The following is a 26,410-nucleotide window of genomic DNA, read 5'->3' as shown; positions in this document are numbered from 1 at the left end:
TAGTGCGGGGCCGGTGCGGTGCGGTGCGGTGCCGGTGCGGGTGTCAGCCGCGGGTCTGGAACACGATGCGGGTCCAGCTGGAGCCCGGGCAGTTGCCCCAGACGGCCCACGGCTGGGAGCGGGCGCCGATCCACAGGCCGGTGGTGGACGTGCCGTTGGCGCAGTAGGTGATGGTGCGCAACTCGCCCGAGTAGACCCGGCAGTTGCCCTCCCAGCGCCAGCCGTAGTCGGCGGTGATGACACAGTTGTACGAGGCGGTGACGGCCGCGGGCGAGGCGATGCCCGAGCCGGCGGTGATGGTCTGGTCGGCGGCCGGTGCGCCGGCGGCCGGCAGGGTGGTCGCGCCGAGTGCGCCGAGGGCGGCCGCGGCCACCATCCCGAACTTGGCGACGTTCCTGGCGATACAGCCTGACATGGTGATGCCTCCTTGCTCCGTGCCCGGACGGTGGGCCGGGGATTTCGCCCCGGCCGCTTCATCCGATGACGTAATGCACACGAACGACTGCGCTCGGTGAAACGACGCCCTAGAGTGTGACGTGGGTCACAACTGCGATTGTCGGGTGCCGAGTTCCGAGGTGGGCGGCATGGGATTCACCGGTCCGTGTTCGAATGAGTGCGCGGGGGACTTCAATCGGGCGTTCACCGAGATTCTGCCCAGGCTCCAACGCGCCGCGGTCTCGCTCACCGGCTGCCCGGGCCGCGCCGAGGACGTCGTGCACGATGCGTACCTGAGAATCGCGCGGAGCCCGGAGCGGTTTCTGCGTCATCCGCAGCCCTACGCCTACGCGTTCACGACGATGGTCAACCTGGTGCGCGACCAGTGGCGCCGCGAGCGGCGGCGGGCCCTGCTCCCGGACGCGGCCGAGGAGCCCGTCGGCGCGGACCGGATCGGTGAGGTGCAGTCCTGCTGGGAGGTGGTCCGGCTGCTGCGCCGCCTGACCGCCAAGCAGGCCCGGGTGGTGCTGCTGGTCGACCTCGACGGGTACAGCCTCGACGAGGCGGCCGCACTGCTGGGGGTGCACCGCAGCACCCTGGCGGTCACGCGCCGCCGCGCGCTCGGCCGGCTGCGGGTCATCCTCGAAGGCGAACGCGCATCCGAACGCGACCGCGAATGCGAACGGCGGCGCGAGCGGCACGGCGCCGACGAGCGGGCCGGCGGGCCGGAGCAGGCCGACGGGCCGGAGCGGGCCGACGGGCCGGGTCGGCATCGCCCCGACGCACCGAACTGACGCCATGTCAGCTGATGCGGCGCCCCGGCCCGTACGCTGAAAATCGTGATCACGTACGAGGACCGCAGGCTGCGCACCCTGGCCGAGGACGGCCGCTGGCCCGAGCTGCTGGGCGCCTACCGGCAGGCCCGGGCCGCCGCCGCGGCGCGCGGCGGTGAGCGATCGGCGGCGGCCGAGACGGCGCCGCTCGGCCATCTGATCGCGTACGGCGCGCCGCCCGAGCTGGCCGTCCGGCTGTTCGACCCGGACGGCGGTCCGGGCGCCGCCGCCGGGGTCGCCGACCATGACACCGGACCGCTCTGGGAGGTCCTCGCGACCCGGCACTCCTGGCTGCGGCTGGCCCCGCTGCTCGGGCCTCCGCTGGTCCGCCGGCTGGTCGCGCACACCCGGGTGCTGATGGGCGAGGACCTCGCCTACGGGGCCGAGCCCGACCCGGAGGGCGTGCCGCTGCTGCTGGAGCCCTGGGAGTCGGCGGGCTGGGGCGACGGCCCCCGGGTGCGGGAGTACCTGCCGGGCGGCGGCTCGCGCAGTGCGCTGCTGGGGCTGCCCGCCAGTCGGGAGGGCCTGGGCCCGGTGCTGCTGCCGGAGCCGGTGGCGCGGCTGACCGGCCAGCGGGCCACCCGGGCGCTGGCCGCCCTGGCGGGCTGGGTCGAGGTGGCCTGCGTCCGCGGCCCGGCGCCGCAGGCGGCCGCTCGGCTCGCACCCGACCTGCGGGTCACCGGCGGGTACCTGCCCCTTGCCGCCGCCTACCCGGCGCTGGTGCAGGCCGGGGCGGGGGACCGGGCGCACGGTTCGGCGCTCGGGCGGCTGGCGCTCTGGCGGGCGCTCGCCGCGATGTCCGGCGCCGACCGGCCCGACCGGGCCGAGGTGAACGCCCTGGTGGCCCGGATGCGCTGCTTCACCTGGTGCGACCCGGCGGACGAGCTGCGCCATCTGCACCTCGCCCTGGAGGATCCGGCGACCGGCCTGAGCTGGGCGATCAGCGGGTCCGAAGAGGCCTGAGCGGCCCGGGCCCCCGGCGGGCCTGCCCCGGGCTGCCCAACCGGCGCCGGGCCCGGGTCCGAACACGCGGGACCCCCGGCCCGGCGCCGCTCGGGGGGTTGGGCGAGGCGCCGGACCGGGGGAGTCAGGGAGTTGCGGTGCGGCTCAGGCGGCGGCGGACTCCGCACTCGGCGCGCCGCTCTGGGCGGGGACGCCGTCCAGGGGGGAGCCCGCCGAGGGGGCGGTCTCGGGCGCCGGGGCGTGGTCGTCGACCAGCGTCCGCTCGTCGAAGGGCACCTCACCGGCCAGCACCCGCCGGGCCCGCTCGCGGTCCAGCTCGCCCGTCCAGTGGCCGATCAGCACGGTCGCGACGGCGTTGCCCGCGAAGTTGGTGAGCGCCCGGGCCTCCGACATGAAGCGGTCGATGCCGACGATCAGGCCGACCCCGTCCACCAGGGCCGGCTTGTGCGACTGGAGCCCGCCCGCCAGGGTGGCCAGCCCGGCGCCGGTGACCCCGGCCGCGCCCTTGCTGGCGATCACCATGAAGACCAGCAGCGACAGCTGCTCGCCGAGCGACATCGGCTTGTCCATCGCCTCGGAGATGAAGATCGAGGCCATGGTCAGGTAGATCGCGGTGCCGTCCAGGTTGAAGCTGTAGCCGGTCGGCACGGTGATGCCGACCACCGGGCGGCTGACGCCCAGGTGCTCCATCTTGGCGATCAGCCGAGGCAGCGCGCTCTCCGAGGAGGAGGTGGAGAGGATCAGCAGGAACTCGCGCCCGAGGTAGCGCAGCAGCGAGAACACGTTGACCCCGGCGACCAGCCGCAGCAGCAGGCCGAGCACCACGACCACGAACAGCGCGCAGGTGACGTAGAAGCCGATCATGATCACGGCGAGGCTCTTCAGGGCGGAGACGCCGGTCGCCCCGACCACCGCCGCCATCGCGCCGAAGGCGCCGACCGGCGCCAGCCACATGATCATCGACATCACCCGGAACACCAGCCGCTGGATGTGCCCGATCCCGCGCAGCACGGGGGCGCCCGCCGGTCCCATCGCCTGGAGCGCGAAGCCGGTCAGCAGCGCGACCAGCAGGGTCTGCAGCACCTTGCCCTCGGTGAGGGCCGAGAGCAGGGTGGTCGGGATCATCCCGAGCAGGAAGTCGGTGGTGGACTGCGCGGCCCCGGCGGTGGCCTGGGCGTGCCCGGCCTTGGCCAGGGCCTGGGTGAGGTGCAGGCCGGAGCCGGGCTCCAGCAGGTTGCCGACGGCCAGGCCGATGCCGAGCGCCACCGTCGACATGGTGAGGAAGTAGCCGAGCGCGAGCCCGCCGACCTTGCCGACCTTCGCGGCCTTGGTCACCGAGCCGATGCCCAGCACGATGGTGCAGAAGATCACCGGGCTGATCATCATCTTGATGAGGTTGACGAAGCCCGTCCCGATCGGCTTCAGCTCCACGGCGAAGCCGGGTGCGGCCAGCCCGACCACGATGCCGGCGACGACCGCCGCGATCACCGCCAGGTAGAGGTAGTGGGTGCGGTCCCTGCGTCTGGCCCCCGCCTGCGGTCCTGCTCCGGTGATCGACATCTGCGGCTCCTTCGCCCTGCACTCCTGGCGGCCCCGGGTGGTGGGCCGCTCCGACTATGGGCCGCGCCGTGACGGAGGTCACGTTTGCGTTCATAGAGTTCACGACCGGCCCCACCGGGCGCCTCGCGGGAGCCGGATGGGGATTGCCCCGCCGGCTCCCGCGGGTCCGGCCCGGGTGTGGTGCACACTGTCAGGCATGTCCGTGCGCACCGTCCCCCCGCCGCGCCGGCTGGTGCGCAGCCTGGCCGGACAGCTCTTCGTCGTCCAGGTGGTGATCGTCGCCGCCGTGGTGGCGGGCGGCGCCGTGCTGGCCTACCTGTTCACCGCCGACCGGACCGAGGACGCGGCCCGCGGCCAGGTCACCGCCGTGGCCCGTGCCGTCGCCGACTCGCCGTCCGTCCGGGCCGCCGTCGCCGGGCCCGACCCGTCGGCGGTGCTCCAGCCCTACGCCGAGCAGGTCCGGGTGGACACCGGGGTCTCCTTCATCACCGTGATGGACACGGCCGGGGTGCGCTGGACCCATCCGCTGCCGGAGCAGATCGGCAAGACCTTTCTCGGGCACATCGACTGGGCGCTCGCCGGACAGACCCGCAGCGAGACGTACACCGGCACGCTCGGCCCGTCCGTGCGGGTGGTCACCCCGGTGCTGGACGACCGGCGGCAGGTGGTCGCCCTGGTCAGTGCGGGCATCACGGTGCGGTCCATCACCGACCAGCTGCGCGGGCCGCTGCTCGCGCTGGCCGGTGTCGCGGCCGCCGCACTGGCGGTCGGCGGGCTCGGCACCTACCTCGCCAACTCCCGGCTGCGGCGGCACACCCACGGCATGGGGCCGGCCGAGCTCAGCCACCTCTACGAGTACCACCAGGCCACGCTGCACTCGGTGCGGGAGGGGCTGGTGCTGCTCGACCGCACCCACCGGGTGGTGCTCTGCAACGACGCCGCCCGGGAACTGCTCGGCCTGAGGGGCGAGTTGGAGGGCCGGCCGGTGGACGGACTGGGACTGCCGGAGGCCCTGGTGGCGGCCGTGCTCGGCGAGGTGCCGGTCCGGGACGAGGTCCACCTCACCGCCGAGCGGGTGGTGGTGCTCAACACCTCGACCATCGGTACCGGTCTCGGTCGCGCCGTCACCCTCCGGGACCACACCGAACTCCAGGCTCTGAGCGGCGAGCTGGACTCGGTGAAGTCCTTCACCGAGGCGCTGGGCGCACAGGCGCACGAGGCCGCCAACCGGCTGCACGCCGTGGTTTCGCTGATCGAACTCGGCCGCCACGAACAGGCGGTGGAGTTCGCCACCGCCGAACTCGCGCTCGCCCAGCAGCTCACCGACCGGGTGGTCGCCGCGGTCGGCGAGCCGGTGCTCGCCGCGCTGATGCTCGGCAAGGCCGCCCAGGCGGCGGAGCGGGGCGTGGAGTTGACGCTCACCGAGGACAGCCGGATCGACGACGGCGTACTGCCGCCCGGACTGCCCGCCCGCGACCTGATCACCGTGCTCGGCAACCTGGTCGACAACGCGGTGGACGCGGCCATCGCCGGCGCCGCCGACTGGCCCGGCCAGCCCGAGGTCACCGTCACCGCCCGGATCGACGACGGGGACCTCCTGCTGCGGGTCGCCGACACCGGTGCCGGGATCGAACCGGGCGCGGTGGATGACGTGTTCCGGCGCGGCTGGAGCACCAAACAGGACGGCCGCGGGCACGGTCTCGGGCTCGCCCTGGTCGCCCAGGCCGCCCGGCGCAACGGCGGCACGGTGGAGGTCGGGCGCGAGCGCGGCGCGGTGCTCACCGTCCGGCTTCCGCTGCAGCGGGAGGCGGTCGCGCGGTGATCTCCGTCCTGGTGGTCGAGGACGACCCGGTGGCCGCCGCCGCCCACACCCTCTACGTCGAGCGCGAACCGGGCTTCCGGGCCGTCGGCACCGTGCACAGCTGCGCCGACGCCCTGCGCTTCCTGGAGCGCGCCCGTGCGGCCGGCACCCCCGTCGACCTCACCCTGCTGGACCTCTACCTGCCCGACGGCCACGGTCTGCAGCTCTGCCGCACCCTGCGCGCGGCCGGCCACGGCACCGACGTCATCGCCGTCACCTCCGCCCGCGACCTCGCCATGGTCCGCCAGGCCGTCTCGGCGGGCGTCGTGCAGTACCTGCTGAAGCCGTTCAGCGGAGCGGCCCTGCACGACCGGCTGGAGCGCTACGCCCGCTACCGCGACACCCTGGGCCGCACCGGGGAGGCCACCGGCCAGGACGAGGTCGACCAGGCCCTCGCCCTGCTCCGCACGCCCGAGCGCAGCGTGCTTCCGAAGGGGCTCAGCGCCCCGACCCTGGACACCGTCGCCACCGTGCTGCGGGAGTCCGCCGCCGGCCTCTCCGCGGCGGCCGCGGGCGCCGCGGCCGGGGTCTCCCGGATCACCGCCCGCCGGTACCTGGAGCACCTGGTGGACACCGGGCGTGCCGTGCGCGAGCCGCAGTACGGCCAGGTGGGCCGCCCGGAGCTCTGCTACCGCTGGCGGGAGCGGTAAGCGGTAAGCGGCGAGCGGCGAGCAACAGGCGGCGAGCGCGGCCGCGCGCGGGGCGCCGCCCGTCGCCGCGGGCCTGCCCGTGACCTCCCGGCCGGGCGCTCGTTGGACGGGAGGGCGCACCGTCACCCGCTCGGGTGGTTCTCGCGGTCCCGGGACCAGGTGAGCAGGTCAGGCCAGTAAAGTTAGGCTTACCTAACTTTACTGGGAGTTCGCCTTGACGCTCGCCGCTGAGTCCGCCACCGGGCCCGCCGTCCCCGCCCAGGCCCCGGGGGATGCCATCCTGCGCCGCCAGCGCGTCCGCGAGTCCGCCGCCCGCACCTACGCCCGCTCCTTCCCGATCGTCCCGGTCCGCGCCAACGGCATGACCGTCGAGGGCGCGGACGGCCGCCGCTACCTGGACTGCCTCTCCGGCGCCGGCACCCTCGCGCTCGGCCACAACCACCCGGTGGTGCTGGAGGCGATCCGCCGCACCCTGGACAGCGGGGCGCCGCTGCACCTGCTCGACCTCGCCACCGCCGAGAAGGACGACTTCACCACCGCCCTGTTCGAGAGCCTGCCCAGGGGGTTCGGCGAGCGCGCCCGGGTGCACTTCTGCGGCCCCGCCGGCACGGACGCCGTCGAGGCCGCCCTCAAACTGATGCAGACCGCCACCGGCCGCAGCGGCGCGCTCGCCTTCACCGGCGCCTACCACGGCATGACGGCCGGCGCCCTCGCGCTGACCGGCAGCGTCGCCGTCAAGGAGCCGCTGCCCGGCGGCGGCGAGGTCGTCCGGCTGCCCTACCCGTACGGCTACCGCTGCCCGTTCGGCATCGGCGGCGACGCCGGGGCCGACCTGTCCGCCACCTACGTCGAGCGGCTGCTGGACGACCCCTCGGGCGGGGTGGTCAAACCGGCCGCGATGATCCTGGAGGCCGTCCAGGGCGAGGGCGGCGTCGTCCCCGCCCCCGACGGCTGGCTGCGCGAGATGCGCCGGATCACCGCCGAACGCGGCATCCCGCTGATCGTGGACGAGGTGCAGACCGGCGTCGGCCGCACCGGCGCCATGTGGGCGGTCGAGCACAGCGGGATCGTCCCGGACGCCATGGTGCTCTCCAAGGCGATCGGAGGCAGCCTGCCGCTGGCGGTCGTCGTCTACCGGGAGGACTACGACGGCTGGCGACCCGGCGCGCACACCGGCACCTTCCGCGGCAACACCCTCGCCATGGCGGCCGGCGCGGCCACCCTGCGGTACGTCGCCGCCCACGGCCTGGCCGAGCGGGCCGCCCTGGTCGGGGCCCGGATGGCCGAGCGGCTGCGGGCGCTGCGCGGCGAGCTGCCGGTGGTCGGCGACGTCCGCGGACGCGGGCTGATGATCGGCGTCGAACTGGTCGACCCGGGGGCCGAACCGGACGCCTGCGGGGCCCGGCCGGCCGCGCCCGCGCTCGCCGTGAAGGTCCGCGAGGCCTGCCTCGCCCGCGGCCTGATCGTCGAACTCGGCGGTCGCCACGACGCCGTCCTGCGCCTGCTGCCGCCGCTCACCATCACCGACGAACAGGCCGCGGCCGTGTTCGACCGGCTGGCCGACGCGATCGCCTCGGTCGGCGCGGAGGCGCTCACGGGGGCGCCGGCCGGCGCCGCACCCGCCGTCGCCGCACCCGCCATGGCGGCGCGTTCCAAGCCCACCGCACCCGCCCGGGCGGCGCGGTCCGGTGCGGCCCGGGCGGAGGCGGCGCTGTGACCGTCCCCGACCCCTCGGGTGAGGACCTGGGCATGCCCGACGAGCCCATCCCGCTCGACGCCCTCGCCGGCGGAGTCGACGGCCCCGGCGCACTCGGCCCGCTGCTGGCCACCGTGCTGGACGCGCTCGACGCCGGTACCGGCCTGCGCGGCGGCCCGCTCCCGGCCGGCACCCCCGCCGAGATCGCCGGGCTGGTCGCGGAGGGCCTGCGCGGCGCCCACGGCCGGGGCGCCCTCGCCCGCCTCACCGAACTGCTCGCCTACGGCGCCGCCGACCCCGCCGACCCGGCCTGCGCCGCCCACCTGCACTGCCCCCCGCTCGCCGTCGCGGCCGCCGCCGACCTCGCGGTCAGCGCGCTCAACCCCTCACAGGACTCCTGGGACCAGGCCCCCGCCGCCACCGCCCTGGAGACCGGGCTGCTCGCCGAACTCGCCGCCCTGGTCGGCTACGACCCGGCCCAGGCGACCGGCGTGCTCACCTCAGGCGGCACCGAGTCCAACCTGATGGGCCTGATGCTGGCGCGCGACCAGAAGCTCGACGGCATCGTCGAACTGGACGGCCTCCCGGCCGGCGGCGCCCCGCGGATCATCGCCTCGCACGCCGCGCACTTCTCCGTCCAGCGCGCCGCCGCCCTGCTCGGCCTCGGCGAACGCGCCGTCGTCCCCGTCCCGGTCGACCGCCACCTGAGGATGGAACCGGCCGCCCTGGAGCGCGTCCTGGCCGAGGTGACCTGGGCCGGACAGACCCCGATCGCCCTGGTCGCCACCGCCGGAACCACCGACACCGGCGCCATCGACCCGCTGCACGCCGCCGCCGACCTCGCCGCCCGCTACGGCGCCTGGCTGCACGTCGACGCCGCGTACGGCGGCGGGGCGCTGCTCTCCGAGCGGCTGGCCCCGCTGCTGGACGGCATCGAACGCGCCGACTCCGTCTCGCTGGACTGGCACAAGCTCGGCTGGCAGCCCGCCGCCGCCGGGGTCTTCCTGGTCCGCCAGGCCGAGAGTTACGTCTCCCTGGCCCGCCGCGCCGAGTACCTCAACCCGGCCGACGACGAACACGCCGGCTACCCCAGCCTGTTGGGACGCTCGCTGCGCACCACCCGGCGCGCCGACGCCTTCAAGATCGCCGTCACCCTGCGCACCCTCGGCCGCGACGGCCTGGGACTGCTGGTCGACGCCTGCCACGAACTCGCCCTCGGCGCGGCCAAGGCCGTCCGGGGCGAGCCCGAGCTGGAGCTGTACTGCGAACCGGTGCTGACCACCGTGGTGTTCCGCTACCGGCCCCCGGGGTCGAGCCACGACCCGGCCGTACTGGACGAGGTCAACGGCGGGCTGCGTCGGCTGCTGCTGCGCTCCGGCCGGGCCGTGGTCGGCCGCACCGAACTGCCCGGCGAGGGGCCCGGCCGGGTCCGGCTGAAGCTGACGCTGCTCAACCCGCACACCACGCCCGCGGAGGTCGGCGCGCTGCTCCACGAGGTGGTCCGGGCCGGGCGGGAGACGAAGCCCTCGTAGTCGGCGGTCCGTAGCCCGCAGTCCATATCCCGCGGCTCGCGGCCCGTGGCCTTCTCTGCGCGGCCCGTGACCCGTGACCCGAAAGGCAAAAGCAACGCCTTTTTCCGGCAGGGATGTTGGAGGAAGGCACACTGGTGTGTCAGGGTATCCGGGGGATATTCACCCGCCCCCGGAAAGCCTCCGTGGACATACCGTTGGGCACTCGTACAGGCTGATTCCGGCCGCCTGGTGATCGAATTCCGCCAACCCCAGGGCAGGGCTTGCGGAGATCCCGAAGCGCGGCGGTAACTTCATGTGGTCGCCGCTGCACCAAGCGCACACGGCTCCCCGGTGGAAGGCCGTCCGACCAGGCGCGCGCCACCCCGAATGCGGTGAACCCACCCTCACAAACCGGTGAACTCTGCGTACCCGCATTGCATTTCAGTGAATCCCGGTAAAGCCACCCGAACCCCAGTCCTGTGACGCGGAGGCAAACGCATGCGCGAAACCACCCTGAGTACCAACCCGCCGGGCCCCGGAACCGCCCCGGCGGATACCTCCCCCGCGGTTTTCGAGGCGCTGCCGTTCTCCGCCCGCTGCCGGGACATCTGGCAGCTCGGGGACCACCTGCTCATCGGCGTCAGCCCGGGGAACAGCTATTTCAGCCACCGCCGGATCGCCGAACTCATCGGGTGGGGGCGGGAGTTCTTCACCCGTATCGACATCGTCTACGCCGACCTGCACGTCGGGACCCAGTACGAGACCTTCGGCTACACTCCCGAACACGCCCACCGCAGGGCCGCCAAGGAGGTCAAGGCCACCGCCCGCCGGATCGAGCGCGGCGTCGAGGAGGCCGGCCGGCGCGAGGGCGTCCGGGTGCACCCGCTCTCGGCGTTCACCGGCCACCCCGCGTACCGCCGCCTGCACCGCCGGGTCATGGACGCGCTGGGGTCCGACCGCGAGTTCCGCGCCGCGGCCGAGGGCATGGCGCGCGGCTTCCTGGCCGCCCGGCTGGACGAGGGACTCGCCCCGGACGAACGCCAACTGGCCGCCGGGCTGCAGTACATAGCCGCCGAGCTGCCGTTCTTCCTGGACACCCCGGCGCTGCTCGGCGTACCCAGCTCGGTCAGCTGCTACCACTTCGAACTCCCGCTCACGCCCGTCCTGTTCGGCCGCGAGCAGGGCCTGCGGGCGGAGCCCGGACAGGCCTACGCCGTGGTCCGCCCGGCCGCCCCCCTGCGCCCGGCGCCGTCGGCGCACGCCGCCTGAACAACCGCCACCGGCTCACTCACCCACGCTTCAGGAGCACCCTCATGACCGAACTCACCTTCCCGCTGTCCCGCCGGGGCGACGTCCTGCCCGAGGAGGCGCGGCGGCTGTGCGCGGAACGGCCCGTCGCCCCGGTCCGCACCATGACCGGCGACCCCGCCTGGCTGGTCAGCAGCCACGCACTCGCCAAGCAGGTCCTGGAGGACGAGCGGTTCAGCCTCAAGGACACCGCCAACCCCGGCGTGCCCCGCCAGTACGCGCTGACCATCCCGCCGGAGGTGGTCGACAACATGGGCAACATCAACAGCGCCGGTCTGCGCAACGCCGTGATGAAGACCCTCACCCCGCGAGCCGACAAGGAGTTGGACGGCTGGCTGCAGGCCGAGGCCCACCGGCTGATCGACACCCTGGTCGAGCAGGGCGCCCCGGGTGAACTCCGGGACGGGTTCACCGAGCCCTACTCCGCGGCCCTGCACTGCCGGCTGCTCGGCATACCCGTCGACGACTGGCGGCGGCTGATGGCCGGCATCGACGTCGCCTTCCTCACCAGCCCGCAGCCGTTCGAGGGATCCACGCCCAACTGGTACAAGGACCTCGGCTACATGGTGGAGCGGCTCAACGCCGACCCGGAGCCCAAGGACGGCCTGCTCGGCCGGTTCGTCGAGCTGCGCCGCTCGCCGGACGTCTCCGACCGGGTCAGTGACGAACTGCTGGCCACCGTCGCCCTGTCGCTGTTCGGCGCGGGCGCCGTCTCCACCTCGTCCTTCCTGCTGCACGCCGTCATCTACCTGGCCCGGCAGCCCGAACTGGCCGAGCGGCTGCGCCGGGAGCCCGCGCTGATCGGCCGCGCGGTCGACGAACTGCTGCGGGTCAACCTGTCGATCGGGGACGCCCTGCCCCGGATCGCGCTGGCGGACGTGCAGGTCGGCGAGGTGCTGGTGCAGAAGGGCGAGCTGGTGCTGGTGCTGGTGGAGGGCGCCAACTACGACCCGGCCGTCTTCCCGGACCCGGAGCGGATCGACTTCGACCGGAGCGGCAACCCACACCTCGCCTTCGGCGCCGGACGCCACTTCTGCCCGGCCTCGGCGCTCGGCCGCACCCATGCCGAGATCGCCGTCACCGCCCTGGTCGAGCGGCTGCCGGGCCTGCGGCTGGCCCTGCCGGCCGAGCAGCTGGCCTGGCGGCCCGGGTTCATCAAGCGGCTGCCGGAGCGGCTGCCGGTGGTCTGGTAGCCCGCGCGGCCGGTACCGGGGGCGCGGCGGGCCAGGGAGCTAGTCGGCGAACAGGACGGTGCGGACGTGCTCCCAGGTGTCCCGGTCGGCGGCGACCAGCAGGCCGTCCACGCCGCCCGGCGCCTCCGGGCGGTAGGTGCTGCCGTCGAGCCGCGCCGAGACGCCGCCCGCCTCGGTGACCAGCAGGGAGCCGGGCGCGTGGTCCCAGGGCAGGGTGCGCCAGTAGAGGATGAAGTCCAGCTCGCCGTCGGCGATGTCCGGGTACTCGATCCCGGCGGCGTGCCGGCCCGGGGTGACCTCGCCGAACGCCGCGTGGGCGTTGCGCTGCATCCGCTCGTGGTCGGCCGGGGCGAGGAAGCGGCTCTTCACCGAACCGCGCCACTTGGCCGGTACGGCGGGGGCCGGCGGGCGGGTCAGCCGGTGGCCGCCGCGCCAGGCGCCGGCGCCCAACTCGGCGGTGTAGCAGGTGGCGGTGACCGGCTGCCAGATCCAGGCGGCGACGGTCTGCCCGGCGCGGACGAGCGAGGCCATCACGGCGAACTCGGGGCGGCCGGCGATGAAGTTCGAGGTGCCGTCGACCGGGTCGACCAGCCAGACGGCGGGCTCGGAGTGCAGCGCCCGGGCGAGCGCCGGGTCGGCGGCCACGGCCTCCTCGCCGACCACCGGGACGGGCAGCAGCTCGCGCAGCCGCCGTTCGATGATCACCTCGGCCTCGCGGTCGGCGACGGTCACCACCTCGCCGGGGGCCTTCTCCATCACCTCGCCCGCGGCCAGCGCCCGGAACCGCGGCTCGACCACCTCGGCCGACGCCTCGGCGAGGATCTCCGCCACCTTGTCCATCAGCACGTGCCCGCTCCCTTCGCTGGCTACCACTCTCGCACGTCTGTGCGGTGGTGACCTGCGGCAGCCCCTCGCCGGAGGCGCGGAGGCGGTGCCGTTCACCTGGCGCAGGGTGGGGGTTCGGCCCGCAGCCACGGTGCCGTTCACCCCGGCGGGAGGGCCCCCGGCCCCGGGCCGCCGGCCGAGCGGGGGCGCCGGCCGGCCCGCGGCCGGGGCCGTGCCCCGGGCGGTGCCTCCGCCCGGGGCAGCGGCGCAGGTCAGTGGCCCGGGGAGGCCTCCCCGGGCGGCTCCTCGGCGCCGAGGTGGTGGAAGCCCGGGCGAGGATGCATCAGGAACTCGTGGTGCGACAAGTGTTGTTAAAGGTGTATCCGAGCTGAGGGGTGAACTCGCAGGTCAGTTGCCCTGGATGGCGTTCGGGTCCGGCAGGAACTGGAGCGTGTCGGCCAGGGAGCCGCGCAGCTGCACGATCATCCCCACGAGTGAGGCTGGGCCTGCGGTGGCGAGGTCCATCTCGTCGGCTGCGGCGAGGGCCGCGGTGGCGAGCCTGATGCGCTCAATGTCGGCGGGGGTGAGGCTTTCGGGCTGGATCACGGTGGTTCCTGTGGGGATGTGCCGGTGCGCCGGCTGGCGAGTGTTCGAATCCTGGGGGTCCTGCCGGTGCGGGCTGGGCCATACCGTGGCATAGTCGCAGCTTGTTCGGCTACGCCCGTTACTGAGCGGTTATGGAACGTTCGAATTGGAAGGAAGCAGGCAGGCGGGCGATTCGGGCATAGCGTGACATTTACCCGGCCATGTTGCTGCAGATCTGCTGCTGACACCAATCCATGATCACGGCAGGTTAGCGAGGGTGCCGCCCTCCGATGCTCCCGCCTGGCTTCTCCATCTCCGGCTTCAGGTGGGACGCCGGATCATGGCTGCCCGACTCGCGCAGGGGTTATCCCAGGAGGACCTTGCGGAGATGGCCGACCTCAGCCGGCATACCGTGTACCGGGCCGAGACGGGCTCGCATGGCACCAGTACGGACGCGATTCTCAGGATCGCCGTGGCGCTCAGAGTCTCGCCGTCGTCGCTGTTTCCGACGGAACGCTCCTGATGCGAGCCGGTGCGGCCCGGGCCGGCCGCACCGCCGTACGGCCGGGGAGTCACCACCCGCTATAGGTCCGCGCCCGGGCCTCGGCAGGCGGGCCGCCCGGGCAACCGTCGTGCTCGACGAGGGCGCGCCGCTCATCGACCGTCCGAATGTGTCGGCCTTGGACGTACGACCTGCAGCGTAGACAGTGTCCCCACGTCCTGTACTCCGGCGCTGGGATGGGCGTCCCGCCCGCGGCGCTCACAGCGCACCCCCTGCGGCCTGGCTGCGGGTCGCCCGGTAGCTGGCGAGGGTGACCTGCCGGGCCACCCAGGCGCGGGCGCCGTCGGCGATGGCGAACCGCAGCGGCGTAGGCCGTCCGTTCTCGTCCTCCTCGCGGGCCAGGTCACCGGTCGTCGTGTCCCGCACCGCCCACAGGCCCGGGCACCGACCGGTCGCAGGCAGCTGCACGGGCACGTACCGATCCCGGATGCGCTGCTGCGGGGACCGCGCGTCCGGCCGGGACAGCCGCAGCACGGCCTGTGCGCCGTGGCGCAGGTCGAGCGTCCAGCCCGTGCTGCCCTCGACATCGAGGGTGGCCAGGGCCTCGGGGGCCTCCCCGCAGAGCTGCCGCCGCATGGCCTCGTGCTGGGCCTCGGACACGTCCAGCTCGACCACCTGTCGCCATAGCCGCCGCAGGGCATCCTCCTGTGGCAGGGTGACCGGATCGAGCTGGCCGACGACCTCGATCGTGAGACTGTCCTCGGTCACTCGGTGTCCTCCTCGGTGGGGCGGTGCGTGGTGCAGGCGACGACCGGCCAACCGAGCGGTGAGGAGCCTGCGCAGGTGCGGGTGTAGCGGCCCCGGGTGGGTCGCATCGTGGATGCAGGCGCGGCCGTGCAGCTGCTCGTTGGTGACCGGCACCTCCCGGGGCTCGCCGTCCGGGGGTCGGTACTCGACCGTGACGGTCGCGGTGGTCATGGTGGAATCGTCGACCAACATGACGGGACGTCACACGCCGTTTCAGGGACGTTTGGGACGTTCTACTGGCTACCCTTGACTCGTCCCCGCTGATCAGAGAGGTGAGCCCCGTGAATGAGCCCCTGCGTGCTGCCATGGCGCGTGCAAATATGACTGGGCCCCAGCTCGCGCGCCTCTGCCAGGTCGACCCGAAGACGGTCACCCGCTGGCTCACCAACCCCGCGCGCGAGCCCCACGCCCGGCACCGTGCGGCGGCCAGCCGGGTCCTTGGCGAGGAGGAGACTGTGCTCTGGCCATCCGTCCAGCAGCTGGTGAAAAACGGTCCGGACCGGGAGCTCGTGCAGATGTACCCATACCGGTCAGCTGCCCCAACGTCCCTGTGGAAGCAGCTCATCGGCCGGGCCGAGGGCCAGCTGACCTTCGCCGGCTACACCAACTACTTCCTGTGGCTGGAGCAGGCAGGGTTCGGGGCAGTGCTCCGCCGCAAGGCCGAGCAGGGCTGCCGCGTCCGCTTCATCCTGGGCGAGCCCGGCCACCCGATCACCCGCCAGCGGGAGTTGGAGGAGGATGTCCCGCTCACGCTGTCGACTCGGATCGAGGTGACCCTGTCCGAGCTGGCCAAGCTGAGAGACACCAGCATCGAGACGCGGTACGAGACCGGGCACGTCAGCCTGTCGGTGTTCCGCTTCGATCGGGACATGATCGTCACGCCGCTGCTGCCCGGTAGGATCGGCCACGACGCCCCGATGATGCACCTCAGGCGGGCCCAGGACGACGGCCTCTTCGACCGCTTCGCCGGGCACATTGAGGACCTCTGGGCCAAGGGGCGTGACGTGTGGACGATCCCGACAGCAGAGGTGGCAGCCGATGCCCAGGCGTGACTACGAGGACGACCCGAACGCGCCGAAGGCGAACAGCCTGGTGCCGGCCGCCAGCGTCGTCGTGGTTGACGCGGACGGTCAGGTCCTCCTCCAACGCCGCACCGACAACGGCCAGTGGGCCCTGCCCGGCGGGGTGATGGAGCTCGGCGAATCCCTCGCCCAGTGCGGCATCCGCGAGACGCTGGAGGAGACCGGCATCCACATCGAGATCACCGGCATCGTCGGCACCTACACCAACCCCGGGCACGTTTTCGCCTACGACGACGGCGAGGTGAGGCAGGAGTTCTCCATCTGCCTGCTCGGCCGCCCGGTCGGCGGCACACTCCGGGTCTCCAGCGAGTCACACGAGGTCGCCTGGTTCAGCCCGGCCGAGACCGACGCGCTGCCGATGGTGCCCAGCATCCGCAAGCGGATCTCCGACTGGCGCTCGGGCTCGATCCCGGTGGTGCGCTGACCTGCCCCGTCGGCGGCCTGGCCTACGATGGCGGCATGCCCAAACCCCTGCCGCTGCCTGATGACCTGCTGCCCCTCCACGCCGCCGTGCTCCAGGCGGAACGGGCGATGACCGAGGCGCGGGAGGCCAGCGGCGACGTAGACGCGGCGCGCGAGGTGTACGTGGCGGCGTCCCTGGCCCTGCGCGCGCACCCGATCTGGGAGGAAGCCCGGCAGGGCGCCTGCCACGCGCAGACCTGGCAGGCCAGCCTGGACGCCGCCAAGGACGCGCTCGCGGAGCCGGCCGCGGCCTGACCGGGTTGGTCACAGGTCGGCTACACCCCGGGCAGCCATCAGGGCGCCGCCGATACGGTCATGGCCTACCCGTGTCGCCCCCGGAGGACCAGTGCCTACCGTCACCACGCGCCGCAAGATGGGCCCGATCGCCCTGACCTTCCATACGATCATGATGGTCTGCACGCTCGGCCTCTGGACTCCCGTCCTCATGGCCGCCAAGCGAGGCCGCAAGACCGTCACCCGCTACGACGGGATCCCGCCGATGCAGCCCGGCCAGCAGCCGTACGGCCCGCCGCCCGGACAGTACCCGCCCCCGCCCTACGGCCAGCAGCCCCACCCGCCCCAGCAGCAGCGGCAGCAGCCCGGCCCGCCGCCGCCCGCCTCCTGGGGCCGGCCACCCCAGCACTGACCCCGCACACGACGAAGCGCCCCGCCCTCCGAGGAGAGCGGGGCGCTTCGTCGTGTGCGGTCTCCTAGGCGTCTCGTCTGCGCTGGATCTCGTGCCATGTGATGGTCGGCAGCAGGCCAGTGCGTGCAGCGCTCACCCTCTGTGCACGGTCGGGTCGTTGGTCCAGAGCCGCCCGGCACTGCCAGACGTCGAGCACTCTCTCGCGGGCCGTTTCTGTCAAGGCCTGGCTCAGTGCTGCCCGGAACGCGGCCCGGCGGTCCGGGGTGAGTGCGATGGCGATTCCGTCGGGGGTTCGGGGGACGGCTGGGCGGGCGGAGTTCGGGCTGGGCGGAGTGGGTGACATGGGGCTCCGAGTCCATGCTGGCTGCGGTCTTGCGTAGGTTTCCCGAATCGACTTGAACTTTGCCGGACTGTACGGCAAAGTTGTGGATGTCGAGAGAGGGAGGGTCCGATGACCGCCATCACCACCACCAACGCCGCCACCCAGGCCGGAGTCACGGTCGCCACCATCCGCACCTGGTGCCGCACCGGCGCCGTCGCCGCCGTCAAGCAGGCCGGTCGCTGGATCATCGACACCGCCTCCCTCGCCTACCGCATCAAGCTCCCCACCCTCCTGCACCGCAAGGCCCGGCCCGCCGCCGTCACTGCCGAGACCGTGGTCGCCATCGGCGGCAGCCGCTGGCAGCGCAACGGCCACGACCGCGTCTACCTCAACAACTGGGCCGAACTCGCAGGCCTCGACGTCTCCTACTACAACAGCGGCAACATCTCCGGCGCCTCCTACCGCGGCGAAGGCATCTCCAACTCCCAGGCCCGCCTCATCCTCGGCAGCATCTCCAAGGTCTGGTTCGACACCGCCGACGGCCGCCTCCACTGCCGCTACGGCTGGAGCGAATCCCGAATCGCCACCCGCGAGGAGATCTGGGACCACGTCGCCGCAGGCATCCGCACCGCCATCGCCCCCCTCTGACACCGAAGGAACCCCCACCATGGCCACGACCACCAGCTACGGCACCTGGTACAACCACACCAAGCACAACTCCAGCCCCGAAGGCGACATCCTCGACTTCATCAACGGCGGCGGCACCGACTGGTGCGAGCGCGTCGACGAGTGCGGCGCGTTCGAGCGCATGGCGTCCGACTACCGCGCCGCCGTCCAGGCCGCCCTGCCGGACGGCGTCTACCTCACCGGCGACGAGTTCATCGGCCCCGCCTACGACGACGACACCGACTTCGACGGCTATCCCGCCGACGAGTACGACGACCTCGACCTCGGCACCATCATCGACAGCGTCGACCTCACCCCGATCGTCGAACGCTGGGACCCCGACGCCGAGTGGACGACCGAGCAGGTCGCTGACCGCATCGGCGCCAGCAGCATCAAGTCCGCGAGCAAGACCCTCCACGTGTGGGGCATCACCGCCACCGGCAGGCAGCCGGGCCGCAGCGGACAGAACCTCTACAGTGCTGAGCTGATCCTCAACGCGATGGCCGCCCGCCCCGGCCAGGGCACCCGCACCGACCTGAAGGACAGCGGCGAGTGACCGTCCCCGCCCCGCTGCCCACCGGCCTCACCGCCCGCGACCTGCCCGAGATCCGCGCCGAACTCGCCACCTGGCTCACCGACCCCGGCCCCGACGGCGGCCCCGCCGTCTGGTCCGCACACCTCGACCCGGAGGTCGCCGCCCAGGAACGCGGCGCCGCCACCGACTGGGCCCACTCCCTGCGCGTCGCCAACCTCTACTACGCCAGCACCGACATGGCCCGCCTCGCCGTGAACGCCGGCGCAGCCCTCCCGTCCTACCGCCTCCACCCCGAAGACCTCCCCGCCCGCAACGGCCTGGTCGTCTGGGAGGAACCCGTTGCCGACGCCTACCCGGGCGGCGAGTACACCGGAGCCCCGCTCACCGCCGCCACCTGGGCCCACTACGGCAACGGCGTCCAGATCCGCACCTGGGCAACCCGCGAGAACTGGCTGCGCTTCGTGGCGGCCAGCGACCCGCGTACCGGACTGACCGAGATGACGAAGCAGGAGATCGCCGTCCTGCGCCGCCGCTGCCCCCAGCCGATCGTCAGCATGCACGCCTCCTACCTGCCGTTCGGCCGCATCCCCGGCTGGCTCCGCGGCGCGCCCGAGGACACCGCCGGCATGAGCCTGGTCGAACTCGAATCCCGGCACAACGCCCTCGGTCAGCTCCAACAGGCCGAACGTGCACTCGTCGTGACCTGGCTCCTCATGGGTCAGACCCTCACCAGCACGGAGGACCACCACGCCAGCAAGGCGTCCGCCAAGCGCATCGCCCGCCTCGATCCCAACCTGCTGACCGCGGTCCGCTACGTCCGCCTGCGCCACCACGGCGTCCCCCAGCAGGACCGCGCTGACGAACCCAGCGCAGGGACGCGGCACCAGCACAGGTGGATCGTCCGCGGGCACTGGCGCAACCAGTACTACCCCTCCCGCAAGTCCAACCGCCCGATCTGGATCGACGACCACCTCAAGGGCCCCGACGGCGCCCCCATCCTCGACCCTGACAAGCTCGTAAACATCCTGCGCCGCTGACGACGAAGCGCCCCCGCCCAAGAGTCCGGGCGGGGGCGAAGTCGATCAGCGGTCAGACACCGAGGTCGTGCAGGTACGGACGGACATCCTCCGGGACAGGCTGCGGCGCCGGAGGCGGCTCCAAACCACTGGTCTGCACGAACCCCACCAGCGACCGCACCCAGCCAGCCAGGTACCGGATCGTGTAGTCCTGCCCAGAGATACGGGCCCGCTGCTGAGCAGTCTCCAACTCCTGCTCATCAACCCTCTTACCGAGACGCTCCAGCTCCCGCTCCATGCGGTCCGTCACCGCGGCGAAATCATCCCGCCGCTCCTGCCCGCGGGTCCTGCGGCCAGCTCGTGCCGTGTACACGGTGCCAGCCAGCGTCACACCGGACACGCCCAGCGCCGAGACCGAAGTCCAGTCCAGACTCACGGACACCTCCGATCCACGGCCTCCGGCCAGCCCGCAGTGACCGCCGCCACCGCGCCGAACGCCGCAAAGACAACGCCCCCAACCCACCCCCGCGCGTTGTCATACAGCCACCAGGACGCGAGACTCGCGCCCGCCCAGCCCGTCGCGACCACACACACCGCGGCGAAGCCCGGCCAGTCCCTGCCCTGCTGTAACGGGGCAGAGGCGAGAGCGGTGCAGCCGGCGAGGACCCACAGCCAACCCAGCCAGTGAGAGGGCAGTAGGCCGAGGAGTAGCCGGTAGCCGCTGTCCGTTCGCGGCGGGTCGGCGATCTGCGCGTACCCGTAGCCCAGCGCCATCGACCCCTTGAGTGCGAGCACAGCGCCGCGGCGGCCCACACGGCGGATTGCACGGTGGGCCGCCGCGGTACGCACTTCAGAGGCCCTTGGTGTCGGCTGCAGTTTGGGCAGCCACATCGGTGCGCGGCGTGTGCCGGGCCTGGTAGCCGGCCACCGCGGTGATGGCCGCGGGGATGAGGGGCAGCACGAGCGGCGCCACCCAGGCGGGCAGCCAGGAGACGAGGCCGGGCTGGTCCTGGAGGGCGGTGAGGTCGGCGAGCAGAGCCGTGGACGCCAGGTAGGCGCCGGCTGTGGCTGCCTTGACCTTGGTTTCGATCCGGGCCATGTCAGTTTCCCTTCAGCAGGTTGGCGAGCTGGGCGAGCGCGGCCCGGGCACCGGCCTCCGCCGCGGCCTGGGCCTGGGCGGCGGTCAGCGCGCCGCCAGCGGCCACGGCGGCCGCAAGTTGGTCGACCTTGGCGGACACCGCACGGACCTCGGCCACGGCAGCCTGAGCGTGCTGGGTGGCGTATGCGGCCCCATTCAGGGCGTCGGCTACTGACGGAACGAAGCCATCGATGGCGTACTGGCCGCCGATCTTGGCCTGCAGGAGTTCCTCGGGGGTCACGTCTTGCTCCTTGGGGGCGGGCGCCGGCGGCGCCGGGATGGTAGGCGGCTGCTGGCCGCTGGCCCGGGCGGCGATCCCGGGGAAGACCACGTCGCGGAACTGCTGCACTCGGGCGTCCCCCGGGCAGGCCGTCCCGCCGTCCGACCAGTCCGGGAACAGCCGGTGGTAGCCGTACCCCGGATCGCCCGCGGTCCGGCAGACCCGCAGGGGGATGCCGTGCTGCTGATGCAGCCACACCCCGAGCCGGATGATCGACTCGACCTGCTGAGGCGTCCACGGGTCGGTGTGCTGGAGATTCGACTCGGACTCCAGGCTGACCGCCCCGGTGCCGTCCGGGCGCCGATTCGCGTACATGTTGGCGTCGGCGCGGGTCTGCGTTCCGATGAACTGGCCGAGACTGCCGTCGTATCCGAGCCCGAAGTGCGACTCCAGGTTGGTGCTGTCCCGCCAGTACTCGTAGATCCGTCCAGGCGTCCACGGTGCCGCGATGCTGTGCAGGATGAGCTGCGTCGGCACGATCGCCGGCTGGCTGTCCGACTCGGGTTGGAGCTCCATCTTCTGGGCCCCGGGGTACCAGGCCATGACTCCCGCTCTCGTTATACAGATCACTCGAAGGTCCGCGCGCGCACCGGCTGGTAGCCACGCCCGGGTTGCAGACGCGGAGTCCACCGAGTCGGTCAGCCACCACACCAGCCCCGTCCGTGCAGACCCGGCGCAGGTCACGGCACTTGCCGGTAGCCCTCCAGCCAAACAAGTGCAGCTCCCCACACCGGGTCCACACCCTCACGATCACCACGCCCGGTGAACCGCCTGCAACGCCCTGACCAGCGTTTCTACAGGCACGCTCGGCCGCTCGTACGGTCTGCGGCAGCAGCTGGTCGCCTCGTCCATCGGCTGCCCCCGCGGGGCCCGGTCATAGCGGGCACGGGCCCCGCGCCCAGCCCGCTACCGCCCGCACAGGAGAAGCGGTGACCTCACCCCCTCCCCGACTTGACGTGTTCGGGTGGCTCGCGGACCGGAACGGCTGCGGCTACCTCCGCCTCCAGCTTCCCCTCGCCGCTCTGCGAGCGGCCGGCTTCGAGACTGTGTGCTCGGAGGGGATCGACCTGCGCAGGGACCTACGAGACCTGGCCCGGACCCTTGTCGGTCAGCGGCTATGCCTCGAAGGCCCGTCCGCTCAGTGGCAGAAGCTGGCCAGAGAGACTCCCAGGCCCCGCCTGGTGTTCGAGCTCGATGACGACCTGTGGCATGTCGACGGCACCAGCCCGATCGCTCACACCTTCTTCTCGCAGCCGGACGTGATGGCCCGCCTGGAGGCGAACATCGCAGCCGCCGACGTGGTCACCGTCACCGGGGAGGCACTCGCCAAGCAGGTCCGCCGCTACAACCCGAACGTCGTCGTCGTGCCGAACTACCTGCCGGCGTGGCTGCTGCAGCACGAACGGCCGCGGCGCGACGGGGCCGTCACCATCGGCTGGGGCGGCTCGGCCACCCACGCCATGGACCTCGCCGAACTCGGCGGCCACCTGAGGCAGACGATGCGCCGCAACCCACAGACCGAACTCCACCTGATGGGGAGCGACTTCTCCCGAGAAATGGGCGTCCGCGAACGCGTGCGGGTCACGCCTTGGACGAACAGCGTGCCGGACTACTGGCGGGCGATCGACTACGACATCATGCTCGCGCCGCTGCGCCCGCACCCGTTCAACGCCTCGAAGTCCCCGCTGCGCCCGCTTGAAGCCGCAGCTCTTGGCATCCCCGTCATCGCCTCCGCGTACGGCCCCTACGAGGAGTTCGTGCAGCACGGCGTCACCGGCTACCTCGTGCGCCGGGATCACGAGTGGGGCCGCTACCTCACCGAGCTCGTCAACGACCTGGCCGCGCGGGCGGAGATGGGCGCCGCGGCCCGACGGCAGGCCGCCGACTGGACGATCGAGGGCCACATCGACGACTGGGAGAAGGTGCTGCTCGGATGAACCCCGAACTGATCGTGCTGGTACCCACGCGAGGCCGGCCCGGCAACCTGCGAGACCTGTGGGCCGCGTTCGAGGAGACGTGCGTTCGCCGGACCGTGTTGGTCGCGTGCGTAGACGAAGACGACCCGCGACTGCCCGAGTACGAAGCGCTAGTGGCCAGCGTGTACGACCAGCAACTTCCTGACATCACCGCTGACGAGTCCGGCCGGCTGGCGAATCGGTTCCGGCGGCTGTGGCTGGTGACGGGACCGCGGCTGCGTCTCGGCGGGACCCTGAACGAGGTCGCCCCGGTGATGGCCAACTCGTGTGGTCGGATCGCCTTCATGGGCGATGATCACAGGCCGGTCTCCCTCGGCTGGGACCAGCAGTACATCGCTGAGCTGGACCGGCTCGGCACCGGCATCGTGTACGGCAACGACCTGATCCAGGGCCCGAACCTGCCGACTCAGGTCGCGATGACCTCGGACATCGTCCTCGCCACCGGCTACATGGTGCCGCCCGGGCTCGTCCACCTGTACATCGACAATGCCTGGCTCGCCCTCGGCCGGGCACTCGACGCGATCACCTACCTGCCCGACGTCGTCGTCGAGCACAAGCACCCCATCGCCGGGCGCGCCGAGTGGGACCAGGGCTACGCCGAGTGCAACACCGACGAGCGGTCCGATGCCGACCGAGCCACCTTTGAGCGGTGGCGGGACCAGGACCTGGCCCGCTGGGTCAAGCAGATCAAGGAGCACCAACGATGAGCGCCCCATTGAACATCAGCGCGGAGCAGATGAGAGAGCTCGCCGCAGCCCTGGATGCCATGAGCGAGATGACCCGGACCACCGGTGTCGACCTCACTCCGAATGGCCGCCGACAGATCGGCATCGCGGACAACATGCTGTCCATCATCTGGTCTGAGGAGGTTCGGGCCTACGTCATCGACGACCGGATTGGCGACTGATCGGAGTTGAGCATGACTGAGTACCGCCTGTTCACCGGCGACGTGCCGTACGTCTCTACCGCAGCGTTCCATGAACACCGTGAGCGTGCTGCACACTTCGAGCAGCCCGCCCACCGGCCCCGACTGGAGAAGGCGCTGAAGTTTATCGCCGCCGCCTACGTGTGGCTCGCCGCCGAGGGCGTGAACGACATCACGCTGTCAGACCTCGGATGTGGAGACGGTGGCCTCCTCCAGTTCGTCGGCGAGACAATCCCCGACCGTGACACCCTCGGCGTCAACTTCTCCGCCTGGGGCTACGACTTTCAGCCCTCCAACCAGGCAGGGTGGGACGAGCGGGGCGTCACGGCAGAGCTCCGCGACGCCTTCGCACCCGACCACCCCGGCGTCATCCTCGGTGACATCGCTGTCATGACCGAGGTGCTGGAGCACCTCGCCGATCCGCACGGCACCGTCCGGTGGGTCGGCGCGCACTGCCGGTTCGTTGTGGCCTCCAGCCCCTGGAACGAGACCCCCGAGTCCCACGACGAGTGCCACGCGTGGAGTTGGGACCACGACGGCTACCGGGCGCTCATTGAGCAAGGCGGCTACGAGGTGCTGCGGCACGAGTCGGTCGGACAGTTCCAGATCATCCTCGGGGAGCGGAAGTGAGCACCTGGCTGAACGTGGTGGACCACGAGAAGGCGGACGGGCACCAGCCCGGCACCTTCCTCAACCGGTCCTTCTACCTGAACGACGTACCGCGGCTGATCCTGCTGTGCCGGCTGTTCGGCCACCGGCCGGTCGTCGACGGCTACGGCAGCGGCACGGACGGCCGCCAGGCCCGCTGGGTCGCCTGCGGCCGATGCGGCGTACGCCCGAAGCCCCAGGGAGACCTGGACCCCGTGCAGTGGCGGGTCGGCCAGCGGTACCGGGGGCCGTTCATCCCCGCTCCTCCTCGGACGCGGCCACAGACCCTGACCGACGCCGTCCCGTACGTGGCGCCGAAGGAACCGGGCCTGTGGCCCACCGCACCGACCACTACGGTCAGCGGTCAGATCGTGGTCGGGCGAAGCGAGCTCCACAGCATCAGTGCAGCGTTCAAGGTCGGCAACGACGGCTCCGAGAACGCCCTCGGCGGCAGCATCACCCTCGGCCGTCTCGGTGCCCTGTACCTGAGCACGGGCGACCTTGGGCGCCGGGTGCAGCGCCTCCTCAACTCCCTGACCTACGAGTCCCGGGTCATCGAAGTCTCCGCGTACGAGGGCCACCTCAGCTGGAAGGTGTGGGCGCCCCGGAACTCGTCGACCAAGGGCACCCCGCGGTGGATGGACGGCTACACCACGATCAACCTCCTCGACCGATGGCTCGGACCGGTCCGCTTCTCCTACGAGGACATCGGCCCGAAACGCCCTGGCCGAGTACTCATGCCCGAGGGCGACGCGCACGAGGTCACCCTGCAGCTCCAGCGTCAGCGGAAGGGTCGGCGACGCGGGCGCCCGGTCGAGTCCTGGACCGTCGACTGGACGTGTCATCCCGGGATCCCCGTCCGCAACCACTCCTGGAAGGGCGATGAGGTCCTCGGCTCCAGCGTCGAGGTCACCGCGGCGGCCGTCGATGGAGGACGGTGGGCGGAGGAGGCGTGCGCACAGATCGCCGCGGACATGTCCCGGGACCGGGCGCACTATCGCTGGCGTGGCGACTCCGCCTTCCCTAAGCCCGACCCGGACGCGGACTTCGACGTGGAGGTCTCCTGATGCGCGTACTCCTCACCGGGAGCGCCGGGTTCATCGGCCGACACCTCCACCGCGCCCTCGACGAACGTGGCCACCACATAACGACCTGCGACCTGCGCGCCGCGCACATCGGCGATGCCCTCGACTTCTTCCGCCGCGACCGCACACCCTACGACCTCGCCATCCACTGCGCCGCCATCGTCGGCGGCCGAGCAAGCATCGACGGCAGTCCCCTCGGCGTCGGCACCAACCTCGCCCTCGACGCCTGGTTCATGCGCTGGCTCCTCGCCTCCAAGACCCGCCGCGCCATCTACTACTCCAGCAGCGCCGCCTACCCCGTCGACCTCCAAGGGGAGGACTCCGGGCACCGGCTCCGTGAGGACGACATCGACCTCACTGCGCCCCGCCGACCGGACGCCACCTACGGGCTCGCCAAGTTGACCGGCGAGCAGCTTGTGCCGTACGTCGAGGCGGAGGGCTGCCGTGTCCACGTGCTGCGCCCCATGTCCGGGTACGGCGCCGACCAGGCCCTCGACTACCCGTTCCCCAGCTTCATCGCCCGCGCCCGCCGCCGAGAGGATCCCTTCGAGATCTGGGGCACCGGCCGGCAGGTCCGCGACTGGGTCCACGTGGACGACGTCGTCGGCGCCACCCTCGCGGCGATCGACCAGGACGTCCAGGGGCCGGTCAACATCGGCACCGGACGTGCTACGTCCTTCAACGAGCTCGCCGAGATGGTCTGCTCGCAGGCCGGCTACAAGCCCGAGCTGCGCCACCGCCTCGACGCCCCTGACGGCGTCCAGTACCGGGTCGCCGACCCCACCAAGCTGCTGTCCTTCTACGCCCCCAAGATCAGCCTGGAGGAGGGAATCCACGGTGCCCTCGCCACGTGACCCTGGCATCACCGTTGTCGTGCCCACGCACCCCGCACGGTTGGCC

The 26,410-nt window shown here is 72.3% G+C and carries 30 protein-coding genes; 22 read left to right on the top strand and 8 right to left on the bottom strand.

Going from position 1 to position 26,410, the window contains the following annotated elements:
• Positions 1 to 43 precede the first annotated feature (43 nt).
• Positions 44 to 415, bottom strand: a complete 372-nt coding sequence (locus ACGFZP_RS13465; RefSeq protein ID WP_392931749.1) for a hypothetical protein — start codon at positions 413 to 415, stop codon at positions 44 to 46.
• 169 nt (positions 416 to 584) lie between these two features.
• Here ACGFZP_RS13465 and ACGFZP_RS13460 point away from each other — a divergent pair, with 169 nt between their 5' ends.
• Positions 585 to 1,229, top strand: coding sequence for an RNA polymerase sigma factor (locus ACGFZP_RS13460; protein WP_392931747.1), 645 nt, complete (start codon positions 585 to 587; stop codon positions 1,227 to 1,229).
• A gap of 45 nt (positions 1,230 to 1,274) precedes the next feature.
• Positions 1,275 to 2,231, top strand: coding sequence for a hypothetical protein (locus tag ACGFZP_RS13455; protein WP_392931745.1), 957 nt, complete (start codon positions 1,275 to 1,277; stop codon positions 2,229 to 2,231).
• Positions 2,232 to 2,375: 144 nt separating this feature from the next.
• Here ACGFZP_RS13455 and ACGFZP_RS13450 read toward each other — a convergent pair whose 3' ends face one another.
• Positions 2,376 to 3,791, bottom strand: a complete 1,416-nt coding sequence (locus ACGFZP_RS13450; protein WP_392931743.1) for a cation:dicarboxylate symporter family transporter — start codon at positions 3,789 to 3,791, stop codon at positions 2,376 to 2,378.
• Positions 3,792 to 3,987: 196 nt separating this feature from the next.
• Here ACGFZP_RS13450 and ACGFZP_RS13445 point away from each other — a divergent pair, with 196 nt between their 5' ends.
• From ACGFZP_RS13445 to ACGFZP_RS13420, 6 genes are all read left to right on the top strand, one after another.
• Complete coding sequence (locus ACGFZP_RS13445; protein WP_392931742.1) at positions 3,988 to 5,613, top strand: ATP-binding protein; 1,626 nt, start codon at positions 3,988 to 3,990, stop codon at positions 5,611 to 5,613.
• Positions 5,610 to 6,302, top strand: a complete 693-nt coding sequence (locus ACGFZP_RS13440; protein WP_392931740.1) for a response regulator — start codon at positions 5,610 to 5,612, stop codon at positions 6,300 to 6,302. Before ACGFZP_RS13445 ends, ACGFZP_RS13440 begins: the two co-directional genes overlap by 4 nt.
• A gap of 214 nt (positions 6,303 to 6,516) precedes the next feature.
• A complete protein-coding gene (locus ACGFZP_RS13435; RefSeq protein WP_392931738.1) occupies positions 6,517 to 8,019 on the top strand; it encodes a diaminobutyrate--2-oxoglutarate transaminase family protein in 1,503 nt (500 codons plus the stop codon).
• A gap of 32 nt (positions 8,020 to 8,051) precedes the next feature.
• The gene (locus ACGFZP_RS13430; protein ID WP_392931736.1) at positions 8,052 to 9,530 is read left to right on the top strand and encodes a pyridoxal phosphate-dependent decarboxylase family protein; all 1,479 of its coding nucleotides are present in this window, start codon (positions 8,052 to 8,054) and stop codon (positions 9,528 to 9,530) included.
• 477 nt (positions 9,531 to 10,007) lie between these two features.
• Positions 10,008 to 10,778, top strand: coding sequence for a tRNA-dependent cyclodipeptide synthase (locus ACGFZP_RS13425; RefSeq protein ID WP_392931734.1), 771 nt, complete (start codon positions 10,008 to 10,010; stop codon positions 10,776 to 10,778).
• 44 nt (positions 10,779 to 10,822) lie between these two features.
• A complete protein-coding gene (locus ACGFZP_RS13420; RefSeq protein WP_392931732.1) occupies positions 10,823 to 12,010 on the top strand; it encodes a cytochrome P450 in 1,188 nt (395 codons plus the stop codon).
• 39 nt (positions 12,011 to 12,049) lie between these two features.
• On the opposite strand, the gene ACGFZP_RS13415 is transcribed toward ACGFZP_RS13420, so the two are convergent.
• A complete protein-coding gene (locus ACGFZP_RS13415) occupies positions 12,050 to 12,850 on the bottom strand; it encodes an inositol monophosphatase family protein (RefSeq protein ID WP_392932240.1) in 801 nt (266 codons plus the stop codon).
• 393 nt (positions 12,851 to 13,243) lie between these two features.
• Entirely contained in the window at positions 13,244 to 13,441 is a 198-nt protein-coding gene (locus ACGFZP_RS13410) for a hypothetical protein (protein WP_392931731.1), read from the bottom strand.
• A 256-nt stretch (positions 13,442 to 13,697) separates the two neighbouring features.
• Between ACGFZP_RS13410 and ACGFZP_RS13405 the strand changes: the two genes are divergently transcribed.
• Positions 13,698 to 13,943: a helix-turn-helix transcriptional regulator gene (locus ACGFZP_RS13405; RefSeq protein WP_392931729.1), complete on the top strand. Its 246-nt coding sequence runs from the start codon at positions 13,698 to 13,700 to the stop codon at positions 13,941 to 13,943.
• A gap of 237 nt (positions 13,944 to 14,180) precedes the next feature.
• On the opposite strand, the gene ACGFZP_RS13400 is transcribed toward ACGFZP_RS13405, so the two are convergent.
• Positions 14,181 to 14,900, bottom strand: a complete 720-nt coding sequence (locus ACGFZP_RS13400; RefSeq protein WP_392931727.1) for a hypothetical protein — start codon at positions 14,898 to 14,900, stop codon at positions 14,181 to 14,183.
• A gap of 110 nt (positions 14,901 to 15,010) precedes the next feature.
• On the opposite strand from ACGFZP_RS13400, the gene ACGFZP_RS13395 reads away from it, so the two are divergent.
• The 7 genes from ACGFZP_RS13395 to ACGFZP_RS13365 all read left to right on the top strand — a co-directional run bounded on the left by ACGFZP_RS13395 (position 15,011) and on the right by ACGFZP_RS13365 (position 19,479).
• Entirely contained in the window at positions 15,011 to 15,781 is a 771-nt protein-coding gene (locus tag ACGFZP_RS13395; RefSeq protein ID WP_392931726.1) for an XRE family transcriptional regulator, read from the top strand.
• Positions 15,768 to 16,235 (top strand): NUDIX hydrolase, encoded by a 468-nt coding sequence (locus tag ACGFZP_RS13390; RefSeq protein ID WP_392931724.1) that lies wholly within the window; start codon positions 15,768 to 15,770, stop codon positions 16,233 to 16,235. The genes ACGFZP_RS13395 and ACGFZP_RS13390 overlap by 14 nt, the downstream gene beginning before the upstream one ends.
• A gap of 35 nt (positions 16,236 to 16,270) precedes the next feature.
• The gene (locus ACGFZP_RS13385; RefSeq protein WP_392931723.1) at positions 16,271 to 16,528 is read left to right on the top strand and encodes a hypothetical protein; all 258 of its coding nucleotides are present in this window, start codon (positions 16,271 to 16,273) and stop codon (positions 16,526 to 16,528) included.
• A gap of 91 nt (positions 16,529 to 16,619) precedes the next feature.
• Positions 16,620 to 16,919: a hypothetical protein gene (locus ACGFZP_RS13380; protein ID WP_392931722.1), complete on the top strand. Its 300-nt coding sequence runs from the start codon at positions 16,620 to 16,622 to the stop codon at positions 16,917 to 16,919.
• 451 nt (positions 16,920 to 17,370) lie between these two features.
• Positions 17,371 to 17,889 (top strand): hypothetical protein, encoded by a 519-nt coding sequence (locus ACGFZP_RS13375; RefSeq protein WP_392931720.1) that lies wholly within the window; start codon positions 17,371 to 17,373, stop codon positions 17,887 to 17,889.
• A 19-nt stretch (positions 17,890 to 17,908) separates the two neighbouring features.
• A complete protein-coding gene (locus tag ACGFZP_RS13370) occupies positions 17,909 to 18,463 on the top strand; it encodes a hypothetical protein (protein ID WP_392931718.1) in 555 nt (184 codons plus the stop codon).
• Positions 18,460 to 19,479: a hypothetical protein gene (locus tag ACGFZP_RS13365; RefSeq protein ID WP_392931716.1), complete on the top strand. Its 1,020-nt coding sequence runs from the start codon at positions 18,460 to 18,462 to the stop codon at positions 19,477 to 19,479. Before ACGFZP_RS13370 ends, ACGFZP_RS13365 begins: the two co-directional genes overlap by 4 nt.
• A 52-nt stretch (positions 19,480 to 19,531) precedes the next feature.
• On the opposite strand, the gene ACGFZP_RS13360 is transcribed toward ACGFZP_RS13365, so the two are convergent.
• From ACGFZP_RS13360 to ACGFZP_RS13350, 3 genes are all read right to left on the bottom strand, one after another.
• Positions 19,532 to 19,894, bottom strand: coding sequence for a hypothetical protein (locus ACGFZP_RS13360; protein WP_392931714.1), 363 nt, complete (start codon positions 19,892 to 19,894; stop codon positions 19,532 to 19,534).
• Between the two features lie 414 nt (positions 19,895 to 20,308).
• Complete coding sequence (locus tag ACGFZP_RS13355; RefSeq protein ID WP_392931713.1) at positions 20,309 to 20,557, bottom strand: holin; 249 nt, start codon at positions 20,555 to 20,557, stop codon at positions 20,309 to 20,311.
• Position 20,558: 1 nt separating this feature from the next.
• A complete protein-coding gene (locus ACGFZP_RS13350) occupies positions 20,559 to 21,419 on the bottom strand; it encodes an N-acetylmuramoyl-L-alanine amidase (protein ID WP_392931711.1) in 861 nt (286 codons plus the stop codon).
• Positions 21,420 to 22,057: 638 nt separating this feature from the next.
• On the opposite strand from ACGFZP_RS13350, the gene ACGFZP_RS13345 reads away from it, so the two are divergent.
• From ACGFZP_RS13345 to ACGFZP_RS13320, 6 genes are read left to right on the top strand one after another with little or no spacing between them, the layout of a single operon-like run.
• Positions 22,058 to 22,813, top strand: a complete 756-nt coding sequence (locus tag ACGFZP_RS13345) for a glycosyltransferase (protein WP_392931709.1) — start codon at positions 22,058 to 22,060, stop codon at positions 22,811 to 22,813.
• The gene (locus ACGFZP_RS13340) at positions 22,810 to 23,559 is read left to right on the top strand and encodes a hypothetical protein (protein WP_392931707.1); all 750 of its coding nucleotides are present in this window, start codon (positions 22,810 to 22,812) and stop codon (positions 23,557 to 23,559) included. Before ACGFZP_RS13345 ends, ACGFZP_RS13340 begins: the two co-directional genes overlap by 4 nt.
• Positions 23,556 to 23,759, top strand: a complete 204-nt coding sequence (locus tag ACGFZP_RS13335; protein WP_392931706.1) for a hypothetical protein — start codon at positions 23,556 to 23,558, stop codon at positions 23,757 to 23,759. Before ACGFZP_RS13340 ends, ACGFZP_RS13335 begins: the two co-directional genes overlap by 4 nt.
• 12 nt (positions 23,760 to 23,771) lie before the next feature.
• Complete coding sequence (locus tag ACGFZP_RS13330; RefSeq protein WP_392931704.1) at positions 23,772 to 24,407, top strand: methyltransferase domain-containing protein; 636 nt, start codon at positions 23,772 to 23,774, stop codon at positions 24,405 to 24,407.
• Positions 24,404 to 25,492, top strand: coding sequence for a hypothetical protein (locus ACGFZP_RS13325; RefSeq protein WP_392931702.1), 1,089 nt, complete (start codon positions 24,404 to 24,406; stop codon positions 25,490 to 25,492). Before ACGFZP_RS13330 ends, ACGFZP_RS13325 begins: the two co-directional genes overlap by 4 nt.
• A complete protein-coding gene (locus ACGFZP_RS13320; RefSeq protein WP_392931700.1) occupies positions 25,492 to 26,364 on the top strand; it encodes an NAD-dependent epimerase/dehydratase family protein in 873 nt (290 codons plus the stop codon). The genes ACGFZP_RS13325 and ACGFZP_RS13320 overlap by 1 nt, the downstream gene beginning before the upstream one ends.
• Positions 26,365 to 26,410: the final 46 nt, after the last annotated feature.

Source organism: Kitasatospora sp. NPDC048239, from assembly GCF_043202015.1.
In the GTDB taxonomy this organism is placed as follows: Bacteria; Actinomycetota; Actinomycetes; order Streptomycetales; family Streptomycetaceae; genus Kitasatospora.
Note: the sequence above shows the minus strand (reverse complement) of the source record. Positions and strands in the feature narration are given on the sequence as shown.

Coding starts and splice junctions, on each gene's coding strand:
- ACGFZP_RS13465 (WP_392931749.1), bottom strand. CDS start 415: ATGTCAGGCTGTATCGCCAGGAACGTCGCCAAGTTCGGGATGGTGGCC.
- ACGFZP_RS13460 (WP_392931747.1), top strand. CDS start 585: ATGGGATTCACCGGTCCGTGTTCGAATGAGTGCGCGGGGGACTTCAAT.
- ACGFZP_RS13450 (WP_392931743.1), bottom strand. CDS start 3,791: ATGTCGATCACCGGAGCAGGACCGCAGGCGGGGGCCAGACGCAGGGAC.
- ACGFZP_RS13445 (WP_392931742.1), top strand. CDS start 3,988: ATGTCCGTGCGCACCGTCCCCCCGCCGCGCCGGCTGGTGCGCAGCCTG.
- ACGFZP_RS13430 (WP_392931736.1), top strand. CDS start 8,052: ATGCCCGACGAGCCCATCCCGCTCGACGCCCTCGCCGGCGGAGTCGAC.
- ACGFZP_RS13425 (WP_392931734.1), top strand. CDS start 10,008: ATGCGCGAAACCACCCTGAGTACCAACCCGCCGGGCCCCGGAACCGCC.
- ACGFZP_RS13420 (WP_392931732.1), top strand. CDS start 10,823: ATGACCGAACTCACCTTCCCGCTGTCCCGCCGGGGCGACGTCCTGCCC.
- ACGFZP_RS13415 (WP_392932240.1), bottom strand. CDS start 12,850: ATGGACAAGGTGGCGGAGATCCTCGCCGAGGCGTCGGCCGAGGTGGTC.
- ACGFZP_RS13400 (WP_392931727.1), bottom strand. CDS start 14,900: ATGACCACCGCGACCGTCACGGTCGAGTACCGACCCCCGGACGGCGAG.
- ACGFZP_RS13390 (WP_392931724.1), top strand. CDS start 15,768: ATGCCCAGGCGTGACTACGAGGACGACCCGAACGCGCCGAAGGCGAAC.
- ACGFZP_RS13385 (WP_392931723.1), top strand. CDS start 16,271: ATGCCCAAACCCCTGCCGCTGCCTGATGACCTGCTGCCCCTCCACGCC.
- ACGFZP_RS13375 (WP_392931720.1), top strand. CDS start 17,371: ATGACCGCCATCACCACCACCAACGCCGCCACCCAGGCCGGAGTCACG.
- ACGFZP_RS13370 (WP_392931718.1), top strand. CDS start 17,909: ATGGCCACGACCACCAGCTACGGCACCTGGTACAACCACACCAAGCAC.
- ACGFZP_RS13355 (WP_392931713.1), bottom strand. CDS start 20,557: ATGGCCCGGATCGAAACCAAGGTCAAGGCAGCCACAGCCGGCGCCTAC.
- ACGFZP_RS13350 (WP_392931711.1), bottom strand. CDS start 21,419: ATGGCCTGGTACCCCGGGGCCCAGAAGATGGAGCTCCAACCCGAGTCG.
- ACGFZP_RS13340 (WP_392931707.1), top strand. CDS start 22,810: ATGAACCCCGAACTGATCGTGCTGGTACCCACGCGAGGCCGGCCCGGC.
- ACGFZP_RS13335 (WP_392931706.1), top strand. CDS start 23,556: ATGAGCGCCCCATTGAACATCAGCGCGGAGCAGATGAGAGAGCTCGCC.
- ACGFZP_RS13330 (WP_392931704.1), top strand. CDS start 23,772: ATGACTGAGTACCGCCTGTTCACCGGCGACGTGCCGTACGTCTCTACC.
- ACGFZP_RS13320 (WP_392931700.1), top strand. CDS start 25,492: ATGCGCGTACTCCTCACCGGGAGCGCCGGGTTCATCGGCCGACACCTC.